The sequence below is a fragment of the Streptomyces sp. TAA204 genome (assembly GCF_000424965.1).
Map to the genome: position 1 here is coordinate 17,768 of NZ_AUKW01000025.1, position 22,377 is coordinate 40,144.

A 22,377-nucleotide genomic window follows, 5' to 3' on the forward strand; every position below is an offset into this window, starting at 1 on the left:
CGCCCTCAGGCGCCGCCGTCGCAGGCGGCGTGCGGGCGTTCCCGGTCCGGCGAGTAGAGATGGCTGTCGCGGAAGTGCTCGGCGCCCAGCGCCCTGCCCACCATGATGACGGCCGTACGCGCGATGCCGGCCTCCTTCACCTGCGCCGCGATCCCGTCGAGACTGCCGCGCAGGACGATCTCGTCGGGCCGGCTGGCCATGGCGACCACGGCCGCCGGGCAGTCGGGCCCGTAGTGCGGCAGCAGCTCCTCCACCACCCGCTCGACGTGGCCGGCGGCGAGATGCAGCACGAGCAGCGCGCGGCTGCGGCCCAGCGTCGCCAGGTCCTCGCCCTCGGGCATGGCGGTCGCGCGGCCCTCCACGCGGGTCAGTACGACCGTCTGCCCGACGGTCGGCACGGTCAGCTCACGCTTCAGTGCCGCCGCCGCGGCGGCGAAGGCCGGTACGCCCGGCACCACTTCGTAGGGCACGCCCGCCGCGTCCAGCCGCCGCATCTGCTCGGCGACCGCGCTGAAGACCGACGGGTCGCCCGAGTGCAGCCGGGCCACGTCGTGGCCGTCCCCGTGGGCACGCACCAACTCCTCGGTGATGCGGTCCAGGTCGAGCTGTGCCGTGTCCACCAGCCGGGCGTCCGGCGGGCATTCGGCGAGCAGTTCGCGGGGAACGAGGCTTCCCGCGTACAGGCACACCCGGCAGGACGCGAGTGTCCGCACGCCCCTCACGGTCATCAGGTCGGCGGCGCCGGGACCGGCCCCAACGAAGTACACCGTCATGCTTCCTCTCCTCCCGCGTCGCGGAGATCCCCGCGCTGCCCGGACTTGGTGACGGACCACTGCGTGACCGGCATGGCCTGGCGCCAGCCCGTGAAGCCGCCCACCGGGACGGCCTGCGAGACCGCCAGCCGGAACAGCTCACCGCCGAAGCGGCGGTGCCCGTCGGCCAGCACCGCCTCCGACTCCAGCGTCACGGCGTTCGCCACGAGACGCCCACCGTCCGGCAGCGCGTCCCAGCAGGCGCGCAGCAGACCCGGTGCCGTCAGCCCGCCGCCGATGAACACGGCGTCGGGGACGGGCAGTCGGGGGTCGGCCAGTGCGCCGGGCGCGGCCGCGGTCACGACGTGCAACGCGGGCACTCCGAGCGTCCCGGCGTTGCGGGCGATGCGCGAGGCCCGATCCGGGTCGCGCTCCACACACACCGCCCGGCAACTGCGGTGGGCACGCATCCACTCCACGGCGACGGAACCGGCGCCGCCGCCGACGTCCCACAGCGTCTCGCCGGGCGCGGGCGCCAGCGCGGCCAAAGTCACGGCCCTCACATGCCGCTTGGTGAGCTGACCGTCGTGGGAGTACGCCTCATCCGGCAGACCCGGCACGAGGGAAAGCCGGGGCCGCTCTCCCTGCGAGCGGCACTCCAGGGCGATCACATTCAGCGGATCGCCCGGCGGACGCGTCCACTCCTCGGCGGTCCCCGCGAACTGCCCCTCCCCCTCACCGCCGAGCTGTTCCAGTACGCGCATCGGCGTCGGCCCGAAGCCGCGTTCCCGCAGCAGCCCGGCGACCTGCGCGGGCGTCCCGGCCCCCGCGCTGAGGACCAGCACCCTGCGCCCCTCGTGCAGCACGGCGGCGAGACTCTCCGCGGGCCGCCCCACGAGGGTGACCACCTCTGTCTCCTCCACCGGCCAGCCCAGACGGGCACACGCGTAGCTCACGGACGAGGGATGCGGCAGCACCGACAGCCGCCCGGGGCCGGCGACTTCGGCCAGCGCCCGGCCGATGCCGTAGAACATGGGATCGCCGCTGGCCAGCACGCACACACGCCGCCCCTCGTGCTCGGCGAGCAGCCGGGGGACGGCGGGACGCAGCGGTGAGGGCCAGGCGACGCGCTCCCCGGGGCATTCGTCCGGCAGCAGCGCGAGCTGCCGCGCGCCGCCGATGACGACCTGTGCCCGCCGCAGCGCGTCCCGCGCGCCGGTGGTCAGCCCGCTCCAGCCGTCGGCGCCGACGCCGACGACCGTCACTGCCGCCGACGGGGCGGAATCCGCGCTGGTCACAGACGGCACCCTACTGGCCGGGCTCGCGCCCTCCTGCGGGCAGGTCCTCGGCCGTGCCGGTCAGGGCGTCCCGTCCGCGAAGCGTACGAAAGCCGCCCAGGCAGCAGGTGTTGCCGTGAGCACGGGGCCGGCCATGCGCCGGGAGTCCCGTACGAACACCTCTTGGGGAGACGAAGCCACTTCCACGCAGTTGCCGCCCTCGCTGCCGCTGTAGCTGGACTTGAACCACCTCAGGCACTCGGAACTCCGCGCGCGTGCCGTGCCGTTCATGACCCTCCCGCCAGACCGTCCAGCAATCTCACGCTCTCCTCGGGACTGAGAGCCTGCGAGCGCAGCATCCCATATTTCTGCTGATAGGCACTGACCTCGTCGGGATCGTCCACGAGGAAGCTGATCCGCTGTCCTTCGATGTAGGCGAGGTGATCGTGATCGGGTGTCTCCAGCAACACCATGGGCCCGTCCAGAGCAGCATGGCGTTCCTTCTCCGTCGGCATGATCTGGAGTCCCATGAAGGGCAGTTCGGCGCACCGCCGCAGATGACTGAGCTGCTCGCGCGACACGTCCCGTCCGCCGATGGGACGGTGCAGGACCACCTCCTCCAGCAGGAAGTTCATCATCGGCGGCCACGGCTTCCGCCCGAAGATCCGCTGACGGTCGACACGCGCCGAAGTCCACTCCTCGACCTCCTCCTCACCGATGGGCGGATACAGACATGAGAAGACCGCACGGGCGTACTCCTCCGTCTGCAGCAGGCCGGGCACGACATGGTTCTCGTACGACAGCAGGGTCACGGCCTCCTGCTCGTGCTCGACGAAGTCCTGGGCGAATGCCGGGAACCGCTCACGTTCTGGGACGTTGGCGACGGCCACGGCGAGCACGCCCTTGGTGTCGAGGAGTTCGTCGAGCTGAGCGGCGAGATCGGGCTTGAGCGGGCGGCGGCCCTGCTCGATGGAGCCGATCGTGTCCTCGTGGACGCACAACCGCTCGGCGAGCACCGGCTGTGTGATGCGGGCCGCCTTGCGGAACTGGCTGAGCTGCGCCCCGATGACGTGCCAGGAGGAGTACTTCTTGGTCTTCTTCAGCGGTTGCACGCGTCTCTCCGTTCCCCGCCCCGTGTCGTACACGGGCATCGGGCGCGGCGTACGCCACGTCCGTACGGCCTGACTCACTGGCACAGCATAGTGACGTGCTGTGACAGTCGGCACATGAATGACGACATGCAACTCCTCTGCGTCCGTGAGGCGTTCTTCCGCCGGGAGCGCCGTTCCGTGCCCGCGGCCAGGGAATTCACCGCGCGAGCGCTGTCGGACTGGCTCGTGACGGCCCGCACCGGGGATGTGTTGCTGTGTGTGAGCGAGCTGGCGACCAATGCCCTCGTGCACGGCGTCCCGCCGGGCCGCGGATACCGGCTGCGCCTGCACCTGGACCTGGAGGGAAGCGGCGACCTGCTGCGCGTGGAGGTGCACGACAGCGGGCCCGGTCTGTCGGACGTGCGTGAGGCGGGGTCGGGCGGGGAGGACGAGGGCGGCCGTGGCCTGCTGCTGGTGTCGGCACTGGCCGAGAAGTGGGGCGTCCACGAGCGCCACCCGGGCAAGACGGTGTGGTGTGAGCTGTGGCTGGGCCGTCCGACCCGTTCCGGCGGCAGCTCAGTGGCGTCGTGGTGACTCCTCGCGGCCGGGGAGTCCGACGCGCCCGGGCCCGGCCCCGCCCGTCACCGCGCGGACTGCGCCTCGGGGCCGCCCCGCAGCGCGCCGTAGGGCACGGACGCCTTGACGAGCATCTCCTCGAACTCCTCCTCGGGAGAGGACTTGCTGGTGATCGCACCGCCGACGCCGAAGGAGGCGACGCCGTCCTCGACGACGACGGTGCGGATCACGATGTTCAGATCCAGCGAGCCGTCGAAGCCGAGCCAGCCCAGCGCCCCCGAGTAGATGCCGCGTGCCTCGCCCTCCAGATCTCCGATGATCTCCATCGTCCGCTTCTTGGGGGCGCCGGTCATCGACCCGCCGGGGAAGCAGGCGCGCACGGCGCAGACCGCACAGCGCCCGGGACGCAGCCGGCCGCGTACGGTGGAGACCATCTGGTGGACGGAGGAGTAGCTCTCGATGGCGAAAGCCTCCGGCACGTGGACGCTGCCGGGCTCGCAGACGGCGTTGAGGTCGTGCCGGACGAGGTCGACGATCATGAGGTTCTCCGCCCTGTCCTTCACGGACGCCCTCAACTCCCGCCGCAGCGCCTCGTCCTGGGCGGCTGTGCCGCCCCTCGGCCGGGTGCCCTTGATGGGCCGTGACTCGATGACGCCCTCGGCGTCCACCCGCAGGAACGTCTCCGGCGAGGAGCTGAGTATCTCGGTGTCCCCGAAGCGGAGGTACGCCCCGTAGGGCACGGGGCTGATCCGGCGCATACGCCTGTAGACGTCCTGCCCGGAGGCGACGGGGATGCCGCCCGCGCGGTTGGTCAGGCACACCTCGTAGCTCTCGCCGTCGCGGATGAGTTCCTGGGCGCGCTTGACCTTGTCCAGGTAGCCCGCCTCGTCGTCGCGCAGTTCGAGAAGCGACTCGTGCACCGGGCCGGGCCGGAAGGCGGCACCCTGCGGGCAGAGCCCGTCCCGTTCGCCGCTGACCCGGGCGGCGGCCGTCCCCTTGCTCCCGGCCGCCGCGCCGTCGGCGTCCGGTTCGTGGGGTGCCTCGCCCGGGGAGTCGGAGGTGCACAGGTACGTACGGCCCGCCCGGTGGTCGAAGAGCAGGAACTCCCGCGTGTGCAGGAACCAGGCGTCGGGCGTCGTCGAGCGGTAGCGCTCCGCGCCGCTCGTCAGTGCCTGCAGTTCGTATCCGAAGTAGCCGACCAGGCCGCCCTTGAACGCCCAGGGCCACTCCCGCTCGTCGGGCACCTTCAACTCCACCGCGGCCGTGACCTGTTCGAGCAGTTCGAAGAGGTCGCCCTCGACATTCGCGCGGCCCCGGGGCCCTTCGAGTGCGAGCGTGCGCGAGGCCAGGTCGTAGCTGAGTGAGACGGCGCCGCCGTCGTTGCCGCCGCCCATGACGGACAGGTGGGCTCCGGGGTGTTCGCTGTTCTCCGAGTCGAGCCAGAAGGCGCACGGATCGCCGGCGTAGCGGCGCGCGAACTCCTCCTGCGGGGTGCCCGCGCCCGGCAGCGGCACCGCCCGCAGCGCGAGACGTGTCGGGCCCCCCACCGCTTCGAAGGCGCGCCCGGCGGGGCCGGGCCGGGACGCCGCGCCGTGCCGCCCGTGGCGGGACGCCATCTCCAGGAAGTTGCCCAGCAGGCGGTGCCCGCCCTGCGTCTCTATCGACTCCGGGTGGAACTGCACTCCCCACAGCGGCAGTTCCCGGTGGGCGAGGGCCATCACGAGGCCCTCCGCGTTCCAGGCGACGGCCTCCAGTTCCTCCGGCAGGGCGGTGCTGATGAGTGAGTGGTATCTGACCACCGGCAGGTCCTGGGGCAGTCCTTCGAAGAGTCCCGTGCCGGTGTGCGTGACGGTGTCGACGACGCCGTGCACGGGTTCGGGGGCGTGTGCCGTGGTGCCGCCGAAGAACTCGGCGATGCCCTGGTGGCCCAGGCAGACCCCGAGCACCGGAAGCCGGCAGCGGGCGACGACCTCCGCACAGACCCCGAAGTCCGCCTTCTCGGAGGGGCGTCCGGGTCCGGGCGAGAGCACGACGGCGTCGGCCGCCTGGAGCGGAAGATGCCTGTAAGGCGTCGAGTTGGGCACGGTCACCGGCAAGTGGCCGCTGACTTCGTACAGGTACTGCGCGATGTTGTTGGTGAACGAGTCGAAGTTGTCGATCAGCACGACCTTCATGGTCTCTCCCCCGCTGCGATGCGCGACACCATCGGGATCTCGTGTTTGCTCTTGAGCCTGGCTGTCTCCCTGCGCACACGCATGCGTTCGACGAGGCCGTCGAGGGGCCGGCGGTCGAGGCCGTCGAGGGTGGCGCGGTGGGAGGCCAGGACGCGGCCCGCGTCGTCAGGATAGAGCGCCGTGCTCCTCCGTCCGGAAGAAGGGTGCAGGACGGGCCTTCTCCGGGGGGCCGTTCACCGGGCGTTCTCGCGGACGAGGGGGTCGCGCCGGGCCAGAGCGACACCGGCCCGCATGACGAAGCTCGCGACAAGGATGACGCCGCCCAGCACGAGCCAGCCCAGCGTGCCCTGGTAGAGCACGAGCCACGTCAGCGCGAGGGGCGCGACGGCTTCCGAGAGCGTCGAGCCCATACCGAAGAAGCCCTGGTACTGCCCGTACTTCTGGTCCGGCACCAGCCGGAAGCTGATCTCCGTCATGCTCGCCGTCTGCTGCATCTCGCCGACGGTGAGCACGACGATGGCGACCAGCAGCGCGAGCGCGGCGCCGAGCGGCGAACTGGGCATGCCGGAGACGGCGTAGAAGGCCATTCCCGCGAAGAGCAGCACCCCGGAGACCCGCAGTCTGCGCAGTCCGTCGTCGATGCTCCTGATGCCCTTGGCCACGCGGTACTGGAAGAGCACCACCAGGACGGTGTTGACGACGAACACCGCCCCGATCATCCAGGCCGGAGCCTCGGTCTCCCGCACCACCCACAGCGGCAGCGCCACGTCGATGAGCGGCACGTGCAGCACCAGAAGCACGTTCAGGGCGCCGACGACCACGTAGCCGCGGTCGCGGAAGACGCGGAAGGGGGAGTTGCCGCCCGGGTCCTCGGCCTCATCCCTGCCGGACGCCGCCGCGCGTGCCGGGCGCGGGACACGCAGCAGCAGAAGACCGGCGGCGAAGAAGGACAGGCCGTCGACGGCGAAGGCCACCATGTACGCCGGCGCGGTGTCCACGGCGAGCACCCCGGCACCGATCGCGGCACCCACGGCGAGCCCGCCGTTGGAGCAGGAGACCAGCACAGCGCGGACCCTGGTGACCTGATCGGCGGGGAAGATGCGCGCGATGAGCGCCGAGCGCGCCGAGTTCGCGCCCTCCGTGGCGGTGGCGAGGAAGCACGCGACGACGCAGAAGACGATCAGGTTGGGCCGGAGCAGATAGACGCCCAGCGCGAGCCCGGACGTGCACAGCATGGCCACCGTGACCGTACGCGCCTCGAACCGGTCGGCGAGATGGCCGGCGGGCACGCTGAGCGCCATCGCCACCGTCCAGGACGCCGTGAGCGCGGCACCGTAGTGGATGGGGTCCAGGCCGACGATGCGCGTGAAGTAGAGGGCGGCGACGACGTAGAAGATGCCGTCGCCCACGTAGCTGACGACGTAGGAGACCGCGAGCGGACGCACGGCCGGACCGGTCTTCGTCTGCTCTCCGGCTTCCCGGGCGGGAGCGCCGGCCGTCATCGGGCGTCCTCCGTACAGGCGGGCACGGGGCGTTTGCCCACCTGCACCGGCGTCAGGGCGCCTTCGGCGAGGTCGGTGTGCGACTGGCCGACGGCGCAGCCGAGGAGGAACTGCGGGTCCCCGACGGCCGCGCAGCGCCCCGGCACGGGCGGGATGATGCTGGCGGCGCCCGGGCAGGGCGCTCCGTCGCCGCGGGGCACGCAGCGCAGGCCGCAGGCGATCACGCGGTCCGGGGTGCGTATCACCGAGCCGGGAAGCTCCCGGTCCTCGGTCTCGACGAGCGCGGAGACGCCGTAGCCGCTCACCATCGGCGGGCTCCCCCTTCGACCTCCTGACACGCCGGAAAGACAAGAATATTGCCCCGAGTGGAACAGGTGCGCCCCCGCGCCCCGTGCCGCCGCGGCGGGCGCGCCCGTCCGGCACTTCCGGACGCGGACGGTCTCCCCAGGTGACGCAGGGTGCACCCCTGGGTCACGGCCGGTGCGGCATGCCGGCGCCCCCATGTGCCGTGTGGCGCAGTTCACATGGCGGTCTCCGGTCGCCTCGCAAGGGCCAGGGACCGCGACACCGCCCGGCACCCCAGGCCGAACGCGTCCGCCGGCTCTGGTCAAACCCGCCGCCACGGCTGATGCTTGATCTGCACGCCGCCGGTCCCGCACCGGGACGGAGAGCCGCCCGACAGACCCGTCCACCCGCCGCCGGGAGTCCGTATGACGTACGACATCAGCGCCGTGCGCGCCCAGTTCCCCGCCCTGACGAGCGGATCGGCCTTCTTCGACGGGCCGGGAGGGACACAGACGCCCCGCCCGGTCGCGACAGCGGTCGCCGACGCCCTCACCGGCCCGCTTTCCAACCGGGGACACCTGACCCCGGCGGAGCGCAACGCCGAAGTCCTCGTCACCGAGGCCCGGGAGGCACTGGCCGACCTGCTCGGCGCACCGCCCTCCGGGATCGTGCTCGGCCGCAGCGCCACCCAGCTCGCCTACGACTTCTCCCGGACGCTGGCCAAGAGCTGGTCCCCCGGCGACGAGGTCGTCGTCACGCGCCTGGACCACGACTCCAACATCCGCCCCTGGGTGCAGGCAGCCGAGCGCTCCGGGGCGACGGTGCGCTGGGCCGACTTCGACCCGGACAGCGGCGAGTTGACGGCCGGCGACATCCGGGCGGTCCTCAGCGACCGCACCCGGCTCGTCGCCATGACCGGCGCCTCGAACCTCATCGGAACCCGACCGCCCGTCGCGGAGATCTCCCGGCTGGTCCACGACGCCGGCGCGCTGCTGTACGTCGACGGTGTCCATCTGGCCGCGCACACCTTCGTCGACGTGGAGGAGCTCGGAGCGGACTTCTTCGCCTGCTCCCCCTACAAGTTCCTCGGCCCGCACACGGGCGTCCTCGCGAGCAGCCCCGCGCTCCTGGAGGAGCTGGCACCGGACAAGCTGCTGCCGTCCCCCGACGCGGTGCCCGAGCGCTTCGAGTTCGGCACCCTGCCCTATCCCCAGCTCGCGGGCGCCCGCGCTGCCGTCGACTTTCTCGCCGGTCTGGGCGGGGAACGCGAGGGAGCACGCCGGGAACGCCTCGCCGGCGCCTTCGCCGCCCTGGAGGAGCACGAGGACGCGCTCGTGGGCCGCATCGAGGAGGGGCTGTCCGGTCTGAAGGCCGTCACGACGCACTCGCGGGCGGCGGCACGCACCCCGACGGTGCTGCTGACCATCGACGGCCGGGACACCCGCGACGCCTACCGGTACCTGGCGGAGTGCGGCGTGAACGCGCCGTCCGGATCGTTCTACGCCCTGGAGGCCTCCCGGCGGCTCGGCCTGGGCGACACAGGAGGACTGCGCGTCGGCCTCGCCCCGTACAACAACGCCGACGACGTCGAGAGGCTGCTGGAGGGGCTGGCCGACTTCCTGCAGTGAACCCGGCGCGGCGCGGGCAGAGCGCGTAGCGCGGCCTGGACTTCGGGCACCTCCGCCCCCGTCAGGCCGCCGCGTCACCCTCAGTCCCGGTACCTCAGGTCGTCGAGGGGGACGCTGAGCGCGCGCAGCGCCGCCTGCCACTGCGGCGCCAGGGCTGTGACCGCCCGACGCCGGGACTCGGCGCCGAGTCTGCGAGCAGTCGCGGTGGCGGCCCTGGGACCGCTGGAGTTCATGACCTCGACGAGGTGGTGGAGAGCCCCGCCGCAGATGCCGACGACCGCCGGGGTGTCGGTGACGCGGGAGAGGCTGCCGCCGGTCTCCCGGGCCGCCGACTCCAGAGCGGCCAGCAGGCGCACCAGGTGGATCGGCCCGTCCTCGGCGTCGTCGGCGACCGCGCGCAGGAGTTCCTCGTCCCAGGTGCCGCCCGGCACCGACCAGGACGTCAACAGCCGTCGCAGCGGAGCCGGATCCACCGGACGCGAGGGAGTGTCCGCGTAGTCGGCGGCGTCCACCCACAGCAACTGGCGCGGGTTTCTGCACCGTTCACGGGACTCGTCGCCGACCATCGCGTCCTTCACCGTCACGCATTCGCAGGCGCTCGTTTGCGGGTCACTCGGTCGGCGCCATACCTGGAGATCCCATGCTCGCGGCCCGTCACCGCGTCCGCACTTCCAGGTTCCGGCAATCTCGCGCCTCCGCGGGTGCCGGAACCACGCATACAGGCGCGCGGCCGGAACGGCGACAATCGTGTCCGCAGCGCCGACCGCACCGGCTCCGCCGTACCCGGCGGGGCACTGGGAACACGGACGTCCCGAACGTCGGCCTGTGCCTCTCCCGGCGAGGTCTGCCCCGTCGCACGTCCCCGCCGGCAGCGGCACTAGCATGCTCGCGGGACGACTCGATAGGTGCATGACGTGATTCTTGTTGCCGTCTTCGGCGTGGCTCTGCTGGTCGCGGTTCTTCTCTCCGGTCTCGCCGCGCGGTCGGTGCTCTCGACCTCGCTGCTCTTCCTCATCGGCGGGGCACTCGTCAGCGACGGCTTTCTCGGGCTGGTGCACATTTCGCCCCGCAGCGACATCGTCGCCGTCACCGCCGACCTCGCCCTCTTCGCGGTGCTCTTCACCGACGGCATGCACGTCTCCTTCCCCGAACTGCGGCGGCACTGGCGGAATCCCGCCCGCGCGCTCGGCCTGGGCATGCCGCTCGCCTTCCTCGGCATCGCGCTGATCTGCCACTTCCTGGCGGGTCTCGACTGGACGACCTCGTTCCTGGTGGGTGCCGTCCTGGCCCCCACGGACCCCGTGTTCGCCTCCGCCATCATCGGACGCAAGGAGGTCCCGGGCCGCCTCCGCCAGCTCCTCAACATCGAGAGCGGGATCAACGACGGGCTGGCCCTGCCCTTCGTCCTCATCTTCATCGCCGCGGCCGGGCCCGCCGCCCGGGGAGCGGAGGCGTCCTTCGGTTCGATCGCTTTCGAGCTGGCGCTCGGTCTGGGCGCGGGCGTCGCGGCGCCGCTGCTCGTGCACGGGCTGGCACGTCTGCCGGTGCTGGGGGCGGAGCCGAAGCTTCAGCCGCTCCTCCCCCTGGCGACCGGGGCGACGCTGTACGCCACCTGTCACCTCACTCACGCCAACCCCTACCTCGCCGCGTTCAGCGCGGGAGCGGTGCTGGTGACCGTGGCGCCCGAGTCGGCCCGCGCCTTCGGGCCGCTGGGGGAATCGCTGGCCGAGCTGGCGAAGTTCGCCGCGCTGCTCGTGTTCGGCGCGCTGCTGACGCCCGCGCTCTTCGGCGACCTCTCGGTCGGCGGCTACTTCGTCGCGGTCCTCGCGATCGTGCTCATCCGGCCCGCCACGCTGCTGCTGTCGCTCGCCGGAACCGAGTTCGACCGCAGGGAGAAACTGACGGCGGCCTGGTTCGGGCCGAAGGGCTTCGCCTCCGTCGTGTACGGCCTGCTGGTACTCCAGGCGGGCATCCCGCAGGGGCAGGAGGCGTTCACGCTGATCGCCGTCACCATCGCCTTCTCCATCGTCGCGCACAGCAGCACCGACGTACCCATCGCGCGGATCTTCGACGTCGAGGAACTGGTCGGCATCCCCGACGACGGCCGGGGGCCGCGGATTCCGCTCGGCAGGAACGGGCAGCAGCCGGGCCGTAAGGACAAGGAGCCGGAGCAGCCCTCGTGATCCGTCGCGATCCCTCACCCTCCCTGGCGCTCCGGGGCCGTACGGCCTCGCGCTGAACCGGCTGCCGCCCGTACGTCGCCCGCAGCGGCCGGGAGTTACGCACGGGAGCACCACCGGCGCAGAAGCGGGGAACGCAGCGCGGAAGGCGGGGACGCGAAGCGGGGCACACGAGCACGCGGGTGCGTGCTCGTGTGCCCCGCGTGCATCCGCGGGGCCTGTCAGGCGGCGGACGGGACCGGGGAGGCCGGGCCGGGGCCCGCAGCCGCGGACGACGACGACGCCGGCTGCGAGGCCGCTCCCGTCCTCCCCCGGGATTCCGCCCCGGTCCTCGCACCGCCGGCAGGCTGCTCCTTCGCCGCACCGTCCTCCTCCGCGGCCCGCAGCAGCAGCACGAGGCTCTCGCGTGCACGCGCGACCCGTGAACGCACGGTCCCCACAGGGCAGTCGGTCACCCCCGCGGCCTGGGCGTAGGTCAGCCCGAGCAGTTGGGTGAGGACGAACGCCTCACGCCGCTCCGCCCCGATGAGCGCCAGCAGTTCACTCAGCGCCACCCCTTCCTCGAACCCCGGGAGGCCGCACGGCTGCCGCCTCTCCACCGCCGCCTGCCAGTCGTCCGTACCCGCGATCCGCGGCCTGCACGAGCTGGTGCGGATACGGTCGGCCACGGCGCGGCGGGCGATCGTCAGCAGCCACGTACGGGCCGAGGATCTGCCCTCGAAGCCCGGAAGGCCGCGCAGCGCACGCAGGTAGGTGTCCTGCACCAGATCGTCCGCGGCCTGCGCGTCACCGCTCAGGTGAATCACGTATCGGCGCACATCGAGCTGCGTCGCCCGTACGAACTGCTGCGCGGCCTCCTCGTCCCCGGCGCGGGCCGCCATGGCCCAGGCGGTCGCCTCGGCGTCCGCTTTCTCAGGCATGGCGTTCCTCCCCGCACCGCGCACCGTACGGATCGGGAAGAATGGGAGCATGCTCTGCTCGCGAGCCCGCACCGCGCTCTCCGCCCGCCTCGACGAGGAGGCGCTGCCTCCGGGCGTCACGGCGCGGAGACTGGACGAGCATCTTCTGGGCTGCCCGGCCTGTCGCCGATGGGAGGCGGAGGCGGGGCAGTTGGGACGCCTCGCAGCCGCGGAGGCGTCCGCTTCCGCATGCGGGGACGCGGAGGCCGGCCCGGCCGTGGATGTGGACCGGGCCCGGGCTCCTGACCCGGCCGAGCAGTTGCTCTCGCGGCTGCGCGGGTGCGGCGGGAGGCCCGCTCCCGGGCCGGGCCACGGCGGTTCCGGCCGGCAAGCCGGCTGAACGGGGGCGGGAGCGGGGGCCGGTCGCTGAGTCCGGGACCGGTGGTGCGGCAGGGCGTGCGAATGCCCGCCTGCGCGCAGGAGTCATCGTCATACGAGGTCCTTGGCGTTGCCCGGCTGCCGCCTGCGGCGGAGCCGGTGAGCTGGTCCCCCCGAACAGGGGGCGTACGGCCGCGCTGTCGTCGGACAGCAAGGCCGTACGGCGGCCCCCGCAACCAGATGACGTGACTCAGGAACAGTCTCCGCCAGGTACGGCGGCGCTCCCCCGGCCCTGCGCGCACCACGGGCGCGGGTGACGGCAGCACCACGCCGAGGGCGAGCGCCAGCGGCGCGAACAGCCGTACCGACGCCGCCCGTACGGCACGGAAGACGGCACGCTCCCCGCCCCACAGCCACCACGCGCTCAGCAGCGCCACGAGTACGTGACCGGCGATCATGCCCGAGGTGCCGCCCGGCATCCCCGCGTGCGCCATCCCCTCCATGCTCCCCGTCGCGTCGGCGCCCGGCGCCGCTCCCGCGTGGTGCGCGTGGCCGGACAGCTCGGCCGCACCGCCCGCGCCCGCGTGGTGCGGGGGGCCGGTGTGCGACAGCGCATGCGGCGAGGAGCCCTGCGGCGGGGACGGGTGCGCTGCGGGGAATCCCAGCGCGGACGCCGCCCACCGGTCCGTGATCGAGGCGTGCCGCGCCGGGCCGGACGGCGTCACGGCCTGGCCCAGCGAGAACGCCGCGTGCAGCAACGCCTGTACGCCGACGGTCAGTACGCCCACCGGCAGCGCGCCGCGTTCCCGTCCGGCGAGCGACCACACGAGAGACGCCACGGCGAACCATGCGAGCAGCAGCGCCCAACCGGGCACCGGTGTACCCGACATCAGTGTGTGCCCCAGCGAGGCGAGCAACACGCAGACCGCCGCGAACACTGCGGCCCGCAGCCGTCGGAGAACGCATCCCGCACGCATGACCCGCTCATCGTCCCACCCCGGGCCGCCGCACCGGCCCGGGAGGCGGAAAGCACTCACATCCGGACAGTCCCGCCCGGGCGGCGGGGCGCCCACCGAGGACACTTCACCGACGGCGTCGCCGGGTACGGCCCGCCGGCGGCGACAACGGCGGGACCACCTGGGGTCGTTGACGCCTTGACCAGTACCGTCCCTCCATGCGAATCGTCTCCCTGCTCCCCGCCGCAACGGACATCGTGGCCCAACTCGGCCTGACCGACGCCCTCGTGGGCCGGACTCACGAGTGCGACTGGCCGCCCGGAGCGCTGGAGAGCATTCCGGTCGTCACGTCCGCCGGGTTCGACTCCGACCGGCTCGGCAGCCGGGAGATCTCCGAGGCTGTCGGCGGTGCGGGGCACGGCGGCTCCTCGCTCTACGCCCTCGACACGGCGAAGCTCGCCGAACTCGCCCCGGACGCCGTGCTGACGCAGGAACTGTGCGAGGTGTGCGCGGTCTCCTACAGCAGCGTCGTCGGGGCGGTCCGCTCACTGGAGAGCGGACCGACGGTGCTGAGCCTGGAACCGCGCACGCTGACGGACGTACTGGACTGTGTGGAGCGCGTCAGCGGCGAGCTGGGTGTGCCCGTGGAGGGTTCCAGGCTGGTCGCGGCGCTTCGTGAGCGGCTGGAGCGGGTGAAGAAGTCCGTCGCCGGACTGGCCCGGCCCCGGGTCGCCGCGATCGAGTGGCTGGACCCGCTGTGGCCGGCGGGACACTGGGTTCCGGACCAGATCCGGCTGGCCGGCGGCGAGGCGCTGCTCGCCGAGCCGGGCGAACACACCGTGCCGCTCGGATGGGAGGCCGTCCGTGCCGAGCAGCCGGAGGTCCTGCTGCTCATGCCGTGCGGCCTGACTCCCGAACGCACGGAGAGCGAGCAGGAGTTGCTCACGCGTCTGCCGGGGTGGTCCGAGCTTCCCGCAGTACGGGAAGGACAGGTGTGGGTGGTGGACGGACCGGCGTACTTCAACCGCCCCGGTCCCCGCGTGGTCCGTGGCGTCGAGGTGCTCGCCCACATCCTGCACGGAGTCGAAGCGGGGGACCCCGTCGTCCCGGCGGAGGCCCGCGTCACGGCGGTGTGAGGGTGCCCGCCGGCCGGCCCGGCGACGGACGGTGGTTCCGCGCGCGACGCCCGAGGACGCGCGTGCGGAACCACCGGGGCCGCGCCGCCGAAGCGGCGCTCGCGGCGGACCTGCGGCGGGGAGCCCCACCGGCACCCGTCCCCGTCTGACCGGCCGGACTCGGCCCTCCGGCCGCTCGCGCGGCTCCCGGCACCGGCGGCGAACCACGTCTGCCGTCAGCGGCCGCACTCCGGACGAGGTCACGCGGGGCGGACCGGCCTGCCGAGGGCGGTCGCCCCGGCGGACGCTCCGAACGGCAACGACGTCCCGGGGCCGCCCCGTTGGCCCATTCGCCGATGACGGGCGGGCGAAGACGTCCGATCCCGCGTTGAAGCGGCTCCCCCGGTGGCAGGCTCACGCCATGACTCACACACCATCCCCGGGCACCCCTGGCCCCAGCCCTTCACCGGGAGTCACCGCCCGCTCCCGGCTCCGTACGAGAACCGTCGCCGCGGCCGTCGGTCTCGCCCTCGTGCTGGGCACGGGCGGCGCGGCCGGAGCGGGCCCCACCGGCCCGGACGCTGCGCTGAAGAAGTCCCTCGACCGCATCCTCGCCGACGAGCGGCTGGCCGGGGCGAGTTCGAGCGTCGTCGTCGGCGACGCCGCCGACGGCCGTGTGCTCTACGACCACCACTCCGGCACGAGGCTGATGCCCGCCTCCAACACGAAGCTGCTGACGTCCACCGCCGCCATGGACGTCCTCGGCCCCGGATACCGCTACAAGACCGACGTACTGGCCGACGGAGACCGGAAGGGCGGCGGCCGGCTCGACGGCGACCTGTATCTGCGCGGCACGGGCGACCCGACCCTGCTGGCGAAGGACTACGACGCCCTCGCCGCCGACGTGGCGGCCTCCGGGATCAGGAAGGTCACCGGGAAGCTGGTCGCCGACGACACCCGCTTCGACTCGGAGAGGCTCGGCCCGTCCTGGGCCGCCGACGACGAATCCGCCTACTACTCCTCGCAGATCTCCGCCCTGAGCCTGGCGCCCGACACCGACTACGACACGGGCAGCGTCCACATCGAGGTCACCCCCGGCGACGGCGCAGGAGACAGACCGAAGGTCGAGGTCACCCCGGAGAACCGCTATGTCGACATCGACGTCACCGCCGAGACGGTCGACGAGGACGCCTCCGGCACTCTCTCCGTCGACCGCGAACACGGCGGCAACACCATCACCGTCAGCGGCGGCATCCCGGTCGGCGCCGACCCCCACGCGTCGTGGACCAGCGTGTGGGAGCCCACCGGCTACGCGGCCTCGGTCTTCGCCGACGCGCTGAAGAAGCACGGTGTGCGGGTCGCGGGGAAGACACAACCGGGCCGGGCCACACCCGAGGGCGCCCGACGGGTCGCCCGCCACAGCTCGATGCCCCTCTCCCGGCTGCAGATCCCCTTCATGAAGCTGTCCAACAACAACCACGCCGAGGTCCTCACCAAGACCATGGGCCACGAGGCCGACGGCGAGGGCACGTGGAGCGCGGGGCTGGAAGCCGTCGACGGCTTCCTGAAGAAGGAGGGAGTGGACACGGCCGAACTGCGCCACGTCGACGGCTCCGGACTCTCCCGGATGAACAACGCCCCCGCCGGCGAGCTCAACGAACTCCTGCACGCCGTACAGGACAAGCCGTGGTTCGAGCAGTGGCACGACGCGCTGCCCGTGGCCTGCGAGGCCGACCGCATGACGGGCGGCACGCTGCGCTCGCGCATGTGCGGCACCCCGGCCGAGGGCAACGCACACGCCAAGACGGGCTCGCTGACGGGGGCGTCCGCCCTGTCGGGGTACGTCACCGACCAGGACGGCCGCCGGCTCACCTACAGCATCGTCCTCAACAACCACCTCGCCGACTCGGTCAAGGACATCGAGGACGCGATCGTGGTGGCCCTCGCCTCGTCCGGCGCCGACGGCGGAACTGCCGGCACCTCCGGCACCTCCGAAACCGGCCACGAGCCGCGCAACTCCCCGGACAAGGGCGGCGCCCGCCCGTCCGAAGCCACACCCTCCGGCCTGGAGTGCTCCTGGACGAAACCGGCCCGCTGCTGAGGCCGCCGCAGCTCGCCCCGACGTGACGGGCGCCGTCGGCCATGCCGCGCGTTCCCGGACGGCACAGCCGGCGGCGCTCCTCGTCCCCGCAAGCCGCGGCGGATTCGTCGGAGGCCGTGGCGGGATTCGAACCCGCTCAACTCGCTTTGCAGGCGAGTCCCTGAACCGCTCGGGCACACGACCGTGGAGGGGTGACGCCTTCGTGGCCGAGCGGGACCGGCGGGAATGCGGGAGACAGCTCCGTGCCGTGTCGCCGGGTTGCTGTCATCCCGCTTCTCCGCGTCGTCCCGGCAGTCATGCCGTCGGGGCTCCTTCCCGCGAAGTGCCCTCGGCCGACGCCTCGTCCCGCTCCCGGGAGGCTGTGCGCCGGTGTTCCTTGAACGCGTACGCGAGTGCCGACGCCCAGGCCGCGAAGAGCAGAACGTAGACGACGTCGCGCACCGTGCCACCTGCGGTGAACCAGCCACTGTGCAGGAGGGTCCGGGCGTTGGTGACGAGGATGATCCCGCCGACCGCTGTGCCCAGAACACGCGGGGGAACGTGCCGTACGAGCCATGCGGCAATCGGCGCGGCTATGACGCCGCCGACGAGGAGTGCGGCCGCCCAACTCAGCTTCACGCCTTCGGAACCGATACCGACCAGGAATCCGATGCTGGCGGCGACGGTGACGAGGAACTCGCTCGTGTCGATGGAGCCGATCACCTTGCGCGGCTCCATCCGTCCGCTGGCGAGGATGGCGGGAGTGCCGACGGGGCCCCAGCCGCCTCCCCCGGTGGCGTCGACGAATCCCGCGAACAGCCCCAGCGGGGAGAGGAAGCGATTCCGCAGCGGCTTTCCGAGATTGTGCGTCGAGAGCCCCACGAAGGTGAAGCGTCCGAGCAGATAGAGCCCGAGCCCGAGCAGGATGAGGGACATCACCGGCTCCGCCACCGCTGTGGAGAGGCTGGAGAGAAAGGTCGCCCCCGCGAAGGCACCCACCGCTCCGGGCACTCCGATCCTGATGACGACACGCCAGTCGACGTTGCCGAAGCGCCAGTGCGAGGCGCCGGAGACGAGTGTCGTCCCGATCTCGGCGAGATGCACGGTGGCGGAGGCGGCGGCCGGATTGGTGCCGATGGCCAGCAGCAGCGTCGTGGACGTCACCCCGTAGGCCATCCCCAGGCTGCCGTCGACCAATTGGGCTCCCAGGCCGGCGAGCGCCAGCAGGATGAGTGTGCGCATGCGTCCCCGACCTTTTCCCTATCATCCCTACCGTATTAGTAGGGAAAGAATCGCGGAGGTGGCCATCACAGGTCAAGGGCGTCTCGTCAGTTGGACGCGGTCAGGGATTCGTCCATGCGTCGGGGAGTTGCGCGAGGTCGTGGACGTGCTGGGGAAGGTCCGCCGCTGCCACATCTGCCAGTGTGACCTCGCCCAGGACGGCGCGTACGTTCGCGCGCAGAGCGATCCACAGGGGCAGCAGAGCCTCCGCGGGACCGGAGTAGGAGAGTGCGGGAGGACGCTCGCCACGCACGGAGACCAGCGGACCGTCCACCACACGGATCACGTCGGCAACCGTGATCGAGTCGGCACGCACCGCGAGCCGGTAGCCGCCCCGGCCACCGCGCTGGCTGACCACGAGCCCGCCCCGCCGCATGTCGTTGAGGATGCCCTCCAGAAACTTCTGCGGGACGTCCTGCGCCGTGGCGATCGCCTCGGTCTTGACCGGCGCCTCGTCCTGTGCCGCTGCGAGTTCGAGCGCCGCTCGCACCGCGTAGTCCGCTCTTGCCGAGATCCGCATGGGGACATTGTCCGGCACGCACGGGACGTTCGGGCTCAGCACCCCCACCGGCCCCGGCCTCCCGCTTCTGCCGCGGGTGCGCACGGCGATGCGCACCGCACCCGTGTGCCACGACTGCCCGCGCCCATACCGAGGATGAGCGGGAAAGGCGCCGCATGGGCCCGGCCGGGTCCGGGAAGGGGGCCCGGCCGGGCCCCCTTCACCGCGGGGCTCTCCGACCCGGATTCAAAAGAGCTGGAGGGCGGACGATGGCGGCGCCAGGCGCTGCGCGCAGCATGTCCCTGAAGTTTCCGCGCCGCGCTCGCCCCGCGGCGTGGCGGCACGCGCGCTGGGTGGGGCCCCTGCGTGTGCTGGCGTGCCTCGTGGCCGTCGTGTGCGTGACGGCCCTCGTCGGCACGGCGACGCTGCGCGCCACGGTGCTGGAGCGCGGTTACTACCAGAAGGTGCTGGACGAGGAGCGGGCGTACGACCGGCTCTACGACGAGGTACTCGTCGACCCGGACTCACGTCCCGTGACCAGGAGCCTGCTCTCCCGCCTGCCCGTCCCGGAGGCCGTGGTGACGGCCAACCTGAAGACCGTGCTGCCCCCGACCACGGTGCGCCAGCTGACGGACGAGCAGATCGCCGCCCTCGTCGGCTACTTCCGCGGTGACACCGACACCCTGGGAGTGTCGGTGAACCTGCGGCCCGTGCTGGCCAACGTCGGTGAGCTTGCGCACGTCTACCTGGGCGATCTGGTCTCCACGGACCGGGGCTCGCCGGAGGCGGACGTGTCGGCGGCGCTCACCCGCGTGAACAAGGCCCTCGAGAGGGTCGCGGCGGGTCGTGAACCGGTCGGCCTGCCCGAGGTGGAACTCAGCGACCGGGCCGTGGAGAAAGTCAGCTCCGTGCTGCTCTCCGGCGTACCCGAGGAGCAGCGGGGATCACTGCGACCGCAGGTCGAGGGGGCGCTCGCGGTCGGTGACACGGGCACCGCCCTGGCGGCCGTCGGGCCGTATCTGCCCGGCAGCAAGGCCGTCAGCGGCCGGAACGAGAGCCGGCAGGACCTGCTGCGCATGGCCGACGGCGGCCGGTGGAACATCGCAGACGACCTGGCCGGCGCCGGGTTGGAGACCGGGGCGCTGGAGTCGGCACGTGACGCCACCCGCCTCACGGGCCTGGTGCAGACGCTCGCCGTCGCCGTCGGAGTCCTCGCCCTCGTCTTCCTCTGGGCGTCCGGACCGCCGGCGCGGCCGACACGCCGGCTGCGTACCGTCGGTCTGCTCCTCGCCGTGGGCGGCGCGTTGCCGGCCGTCGCGTTCGGGGCGGTGCGCTGGAGCGCCGGTGATCTCCTCCGGCAGGCTCCCGCGACATGGCCGTCGTCGCTGGCCGGCCTGGTGGAGGACCTGCAGCGCAACGCACTCACCACACTCACCACCGCGGGCATGTCCGCGGCCGCCGCGCCGTTGGCGGCCGGTGCGCTGCTGGTGGCCGCGACCTTCGTGCGGGAACGGCACCGCGCCGTGCGCACCCGTCTGGTCGCGATGCCCGGATCTACGCGCACACGCCTGGTGGGCGGCTGCGCGGCCGCCGTGGCGACGTCGGTCGTGCTGGGCGTCGTGCTCGCCCCCGCCGCGGCAGGCGAATCGGAGAGGACCTACTGCAACGGCTCGGCCGAGCAGTGCGACCTCCGCTACGACCAGGCCGCCTACCTGACGACGCACAACGCGATGTCCTCGACAGCCGACCGGTTCATCAGCCCGCTTCAGGACGGCGACATCAACACCCAGCTCGACAACGGCGCACGCGCGCTGCTCGTCGACACCCACACCTGGGAACCCTCCGATCAGGTCGCCGAACGGCTGAAGGTCTCCGACTTCGCACCGGGCATGCGGGAGAAGGTCGCGGAAGTCATCGACAGGACAGGACCGGCCCGGCCCGGCCCGTGGCTGTGCCACGCGGTCTGCCGCGCCGGCGCGCTCCCGCTCGTCGAAACCCTGCGTGAGATACGCACATGGATGGACCAGCACCCCGGGGAGGTGGTCACTCTGATCGTCCAGAACGGCATCACGGGCGAGCAGACCGCCTCCGCCTTCCGTGAGGCGGGTCTGCGGGACCTGCTGTTCACCCCGGACCCCGACCCGGGCACTCCGTGGCCCACGCTCGGAGAGATGGTCGAGGAGGACAAGCGCCTGGTGGTCTTCTCGGAGGGGTCGGGAGGACCGGCCCCGTGGTACCGCAGCTTCTACCGGTACGGGATGGAGACCCCGTACGACTTCACCGACCCCGGGACGATGAGCTGCGCACCCAACCGCGGCGGTGAAGGCAAACGCCTCTTCCTCCTCAACCACTTCATCACCGACGCGGGCGGCAGCCGTCTCGACGCCGGGGAGGTCAACGCGAAGGACTTCGTACTGGAGCGCACCCGCCGCTGCGGGGCCGAGCGTGGCCGGCCGGTGAACTTCGTCGCCGTCGACTTCGCCAACCTCGGCGACGCCCATGGCGCCGTGGCCGCCATCAACGCCGCACGCACCCCCTGAGCGCGGGGCGCCGCCGTACACGGGACTGCGGGTCCGCGCCGGGGTCCGCGCCGGGGCCCACTCCGGCCGCTCGTTCGACGACCCGGCATCAGCCGGGACCGGGCAGGTTCGCCGTGCGGCCCGGCTGATGCCGGGCCGCACGGCGAACTGCCGCGGTCAGCTCCGGGGTTCGCTTCTCTGACGCGGTGTTCCGGGAAGGTGGTCAGAAGGTGGCGGTGAAACGGTAGGCGAAGTGGTCGGAGCCGAAGCGCTGCAGACGTTCGACCAGGGAGTTCTGCACGGAACGGGTGGCGTAGGCCTGGTCGATGGGTACGCCCTTGGCCCCCTTGACCCGGATGTACTCGACGGTCTTCGGCAGCTTCACCGCACGGGAGCGGTTGAAGTCGCCGACCACGAAGATCGGCAGCTCGGGGTGCTTGCTGTTCTGGTCCCGGATGACCTCGCGGAGTTTGTCCGCGTGCTTCAGCCAGCGGCCCTGCCGCTCCGGGTGCTTGCTCCAGGCGCCGGAGATGAAGTGCGTGTTGAGCACGATGAACCGCTGCTTCTTCGCCCGGTGCTCCAGGAGCGCCCAGTTGACGTAGCGATTCGGCGTCACACCCGCCTCGCCCTTGTGGGTGAGCACGGCTCCGCCCCGGACGAGCGCGAACTTCTCCTTCTTCCAGGAGATCGGCACTGCTCGCGCAGGGGCCTTCTGGGGGAAGAAGTGGGCGTACTTGGGGAGTTGGTTCCGCAGTCGCTTCCGGTCGGCCGGTGTGTTCATCTCCTGCCAGCCGATCACGTCGCCGATCGGCTTGAACGTCGCCTTGCCCCGCCACACGTTGTGGGTGCCGATCTTCATCTTCACGGCGGCCGCCGAGGCGGGCGAATCACCGGCCGCCGGGTCCGGTGCGGCGTTGGCGGACATGGTGGAGAAGGTCACCCCGGAGGCCATCAGGGTCGCCACGGTGCCGAGCAACACCCTCGTACGCGGTCTCATCTCACAAACTCCTCAAGGTCGGAACATTGCGGGCCCAGCGGTGGGCCGATCGGCCGGAAACCGAAGTCCTCAGGGCGGTCGGCCAGGGCGTTCCGCGACCGTGCGGGCGGCCACCGCGCCCCTGGTGACCGGTGCCGGCGAAGCTGCCGCCCCGCGGGTTGCCCCTGGCCGTCGCATGACCGAGCGAT

At 72.2% G+C, this 22,377-nt stretch carries 19 protein-coding genes and 1 tRNA gene; 7 read left to right on the top strand and 13 right to left on the bottom strand.

Going from position 1 to position 22,377, the window contains the following annotated elements:
* Window positions 1-5: 5 nt before the first annotated feature.
* Genes cobM through H343_RS0123770 form a run of 4 tightly spaced genes read right to left on the bottom strand, consistent with a single transcriptional unit; the run spans window position 6 to window position 3,141 of the window.
* Window positions 6-773 (bottom strand): precorrin-4 C(11)-methyltransferase, encoded by a 768-nt coding sequence (gene cobM, locus H343_RS0123755; protein ID WP_028433164.1) that lies wholly within the window; start codon window positions 771-773, stop codon window positions 6-8.
* Window positions 770-2,050: a bifunctional cobalt-precorrin-7 (C(5))-methyltransferase/cobalt-precorrin-6B (C(15))-methyltransferase gene (locus H343_RS0123760; RefSeq protein ID WP_028433165.1), complete on the bottom strand. Its 1,281-nt coding sequence runs from the start codon at window positions 2,048-2,050 to the stop codon at window positions 770-772. Before H343_RS0123760 ends, cobM begins: the two co-directional genes overlap by 4 nt.
* A gap of 60 nt (window positions 2,051-2,110) precedes the next feature.
* The gene (locus H343_RS0123765; RefSeq protein WP_028433166.1) at window positions 2,111-2,320 is read right to left on the bottom strand and encodes a DUF397 domain-containing protein; all 210 of its coding nucleotides are present in this window, start codon (window positions 2,318-2,320) and stop codon (window positions 2,111-2,113) included.
* Window positions 2,317-3,141: a helix-turn-helix domain-containing protein gene (locus tag H343_RS0123770; protein WP_028433167.1), complete on the bottom strand. Its 825-nt coding sequence runs from the start codon at window positions 3,139-3,141 to the stop codon at window positions 2,317-2,319. Before H343_RS0123770 ends, H343_RS0123765 begins: the two co-directional genes overlap by 4 nt.
* A 114-nt stretch (window positions 3,142-3,255) precedes the next feature.
* Between H343_RS0123770 and H343_RS32545 the strand changes: the two genes are divergently transcribed.
* Window positions 3,256-3,714, top strand: coding sequence for an ATP-binding protein (locus H343_RS32545; protein WP_037904919.1), 459 nt, complete (start codon window positions 3,256-3,258; stop codon window positions 3,712-3,714).
* Between the two features lie 47 nt (window positions 3,715-3,761).
* On the opposite strand, the gene pabB is transcribed toward H343_RS32545, so the two are convergent.
* The 3 genes from pabB to H343_RS0123790 all read right to left on the bottom strand — a co-directional run bounded on the left by pabB (window position 3,762) and on the right by H343_RS0123790 (window position 7,680).
* On the bottom strand, window positions 3,762-5,870 hold the full coding sequence (gene pabB / locus H343_RS0123780; RefSeq protein ID WP_028433168.1) for an aminodeoxychorismate synthase component I: 2,109 nt from the start codon (window positions 5,868-5,870) through the stop codon (window positions 3,762-3,764).
* Between the two features lie 233 nt (window positions 5,871-6,103).
* On the bottom strand, window positions 6,104-7,372 hold the full coding sequence (locus H343_RS0123785) for an MFS transporter (RefSeq protein WP_051265920.1): 1,269 nt from the start codon (window positions 7,370-7,372) through the stop codon (window positions 6,104-6,106).
* Window positions 7,369-7,680: a hypothetical protein gene (locus tag H343_RS0123790; protein ID WP_028433170.1), complete on the bottom strand. Its 312-nt coding sequence runs from the start codon at window positions 7,678-7,680 to the stop codon at window positions 7,369-7,371. Before H343_RS0123790 ends, H343_RS0123785 begins: the two co-directional genes overlap by 4 nt.
* A gap of 402 nt (window positions 7,681-8,082) precedes the next feature.
* On the opposite strand from H343_RS0123790, the gene H343_RS0123795 reads away from it, so the two are divergent.
* Complete coding sequence (locus H343_RS0123795) at window positions 8,083-9,285, top strand: cysteine desulfurase-like protein (RefSeq protein WP_028433171.1); 1,203 nt, start codon at window positions 8,083-8,085, stop codon at window positions 9,283-9,285.
* 80 nt (window positions 9,286-9,365) lie between these two features.
* On the opposite strand, the gene H343_RS0123800 is transcribed toward H343_RS0123795, so the two are convergent.
* A complete protein-coding gene (locus H343_RS0123800) occupies window positions 9,366-9,869 on the bottom strand; it encodes a hypothetical protein (RefSeq protein ID WP_028433172.1) in 504 nt (167 codons plus the stop codon).
* Window positions 9,870-10,199: 330 nt separating this feature from the next.
* On the opposite strand from H343_RS0123800, the gene H343_RS0123805 reads away from it, so the two are divergent.
* Entirely contained in the window at window positions 10,200-11,468 is a 1,269-nt protein-coding gene (locus H343_RS0123805) for a cation:proton antiporter domain-containing protein (protein WP_028433173.1), read from the top strand.
* 218 nt (window positions 11,469-11,686) lie between these two features.
* Here the strand turns inward: H343_RS0123805 and H343_RS32550 are convergent, their stop codons facing one another.
* On the bottom strand, window positions 11,687-12,385 hold the full coding sequence (locus tag H343_RS32550) for a sigma-70 family RNA polymerase sigma factor (RefSeq protein ID WP_106958931.1): 699 nt from the start codon (window positions 12,383-12,385) through the stop codon (window positions 11,687-11,689).
* Window positions 12,386-12,434: 49 nt separating this feature from the next.
* Here H343_RS32550 and H343_RS0123815 point away from each other — a divergent pair, with 49 nt between their 5' ends.
* From H343_RS0123815 to dacB, 3 genes are all read left to right on the top strand, one after another.
* On the top strand, window positions 12,435-12,764 hold the full coding sequence (locus tag H343_RS0123815) for a zf-HC2 domain-containing protein (protein WP_028433174.1): 330 nt from the start codon (window positions 12,435-12,437) through the stop codon (window positions 12,762-12,764).
* 1,152 nt (window positions 12,765-13,916) lie between these two features.
* Window positions 13,917-14,834: a cobalamin-binding protein gene (locus H343_RS0123820; RefSeq protein ID WP_028433175.1), complete on the top strand. Its 918-nt coding sequence runs from the start codon at window positions 13,917-13,919 to the stop codon at window positions 14,832-14,834.
* Between the two features lie 400 nt (window positions 14,835-15,234).
* Window positions 15,235-16,914, top strand: coding sequence for a D-alanyl-D-alanine carboxypeptidase/D-alanyl-D-alanine endopeptidase (gene dacB / locus H343_RS0123825; protein ID WP_078506072.1), 1,680 nt, complete (start codon window positions 15,235-15,237; stop codon window positions 16,912-16,914).
* A 111-nt stretch (window positions 16,915-17,025) separates the two neighbouring features.
* Here the strand turns inward: dacB and H343_RS0123830 are convergent.
* The 3 genes from H343_RS0123830 to H343_RS0123840 form a co-directional block, all read right to left on the bottom strand.
* A tRNA-Cys gene (locus tag H343_RS0123830) sits at window positions 17,026-17,097 on the bottom strand.
* A gap of 111 nt (window positions 17,098-17,208) precedes the next feature.
* Window positions 17,209-18,135 carry a sulfite exporter TauE/SafE family protein gene (locus H343_RS0123835; protein WP_028433177.1) on the bottom strand — a complete coding sequence of 309 codons (927 nt, stop codon included), beginning with the start codon at window positions 18,133-18,135 and terminating at the stop codon, window positions 17,209-17,211.
* A 100-nt stretch (window positions 18,136-18,235) separates the two neighbouring features.
* The gene (locus tag H343_RS0123840; protein WP_028433178.1) at window positions 18,236-18,694 is read right to left on the bottom strand and encodes an Rrf2 family transcriptional regulator; all 459 of its coding nucleotides are present in this window, start codon (window positions 18,692-18,694) and stop codon (window positions 18,236-18,238) included.
* Between the two features lie 275 nt (window positions 18,695-18,969).
* Here H343_RS0123840 and H343_RS0123845 point away from each other — a divergent pair, with 275 nt between their 5' ends.
* Window positions 18,970-21,213: a phosphoinositide-specific phospholipase C-related protein gene (locus H343_RS0123845; protein ID WP_028433179.1), complete on the top strand. Its 2,244-nt coding sequence runs from the start codon at window positions 18,970-18,972 to the stop codon at window positions 21,211-21,213.
* A gap of 202 nt (window positions 21,214-21,415) precedes the next feature.
* Here the strand turns inward: H343_RS0123845 and H343_RS32555 are convergent, their stop codons facing one another.
* Window positions 21,416-22,189, bottom strand: coding sequence for an endonuclease/exonuclease/phosphatase family protein (locus H343_RS32555; protein WP_106958932.1), 774 nt, complete (start codon window positions 22,187-22,189; stop codon window positions 21,416-21,418).
* Between the last annotated feature and the right edge of the window lie 188 nt (window positions 22,190-22,377).

What these genes read in the sequence shown, in the direction of transcription:
- H343_RS0123795 (WP_028433171.1), top strand. Translation starts at nt 8,083, where the DNA reads ATGACGTACGACATCAGCGCCGTGCGCGCCCAGTTCCCCGCCCTGACG.
- H343_RS0123765 (WP_028433166.1), bottom strand. Translation starts at nt 2,320, where the DNA reads ATGAACGGCACGGCACGCGCGCGGAGTTCCGAGTGCCTGAGGTGGTTC.
- H343_RS0123785 (WP_051265920.1), bottom strand. Translation starts at nt 7,372, where the DNA reads ATGACGGCCGGCGCTCCCGCCCGGGAAGCCGGAGAGCAGACGAAGACC.
- H343_RS32545 (WP_037904919.1), top strand. Translation starts at nt 3,256, where the DNA reads ATGAATGACGACATGCAACTCCTCTGCGTCCGTGAGGCGTTCTTCCGC.
- H343_RS0123840 (WP_028433178.1), bottom strand. Translation starts at nt 18,694, where the DNA reads ATGCGGATCTCGGCAAGAGCGGACTACGCGGTGCGAGCGGCGCTCGAA.
- H343_RS0123835 (WP_028433177.1), bottom strand. Translation starts at nt 18,135, where the DNA reads ATGCGCACACTCATCCTGCTGGCGCTCGCCGGCCTGGGAGCCCAATTG.
- H343_RS32550 (WP_106958931.1), bottom strand. Translation starts at nt 12,385, where the DNA reads ATGCCTGAGAAAGCGGACGCCGAGGCGACCGCCTGGGCCATGGCGGCC.
- H343_RS32555 (WP_106958932.1), bottom strand. Translation starts at nt 22,189, where the DNA reads ATGAGACCGCGTACGAGGGTGTTGCTCGGCACCGTGGCGACCCTGATG.
- H343_RS0123790 (WP_028433170.1), bottom strand. Translation starts at nt 7,680, where the DNA reads ATGGTGAGCGGCTACGGCGTCTCCGCGCTCGTCGAGACCGAGGACCGG.
- pabB (WP_028433168.1), bottom strand. Translation starts at nt 5,870, where the DNA reads ATGAAGGTCGTGCTGATCGACAACTTCGACTCGTTCACCAACAACATC.
- dacB (WP_078506072.1), top strand. Translation starts at nt 15,235, where the DNA reads ATGACTCACACACCATCCCCGGGCACCCCTGGCCCCAGCCCTTCACCG.
- H343_RS0123820 (WP_028433175.1), top strand. Translation starts at nt 13,917, where the DNA reads ATGCGAATCGTCTCCCTGCTCCCCGCCGCAACGGACATCGTGGCCCAA.
- H343_RS0123815 (WP_028433174.1), top strand. Translation starts at nt 12,435, where the DNA reads ATGCTCTGCTCGCGAGCCCGCACCGCGCTCTCCGCCCGCCTCGACGAG.
- H343_RS0123845 (WP_028433179.1), top strand. Translation starts at nt 18,970, where the DNA reads ATGTCCCTGAAGTTTCCGCGCCGCGCTCGCCCCGCGGCGTGGCGGCAC.
- cobM (WP_028433164.1), bottom strand. Translation starts at nt 773, where the DNA reads ATGACGGTGTACTTCGTTGGGGCCGGTCCCGGCGCCGCCGACCTGATG.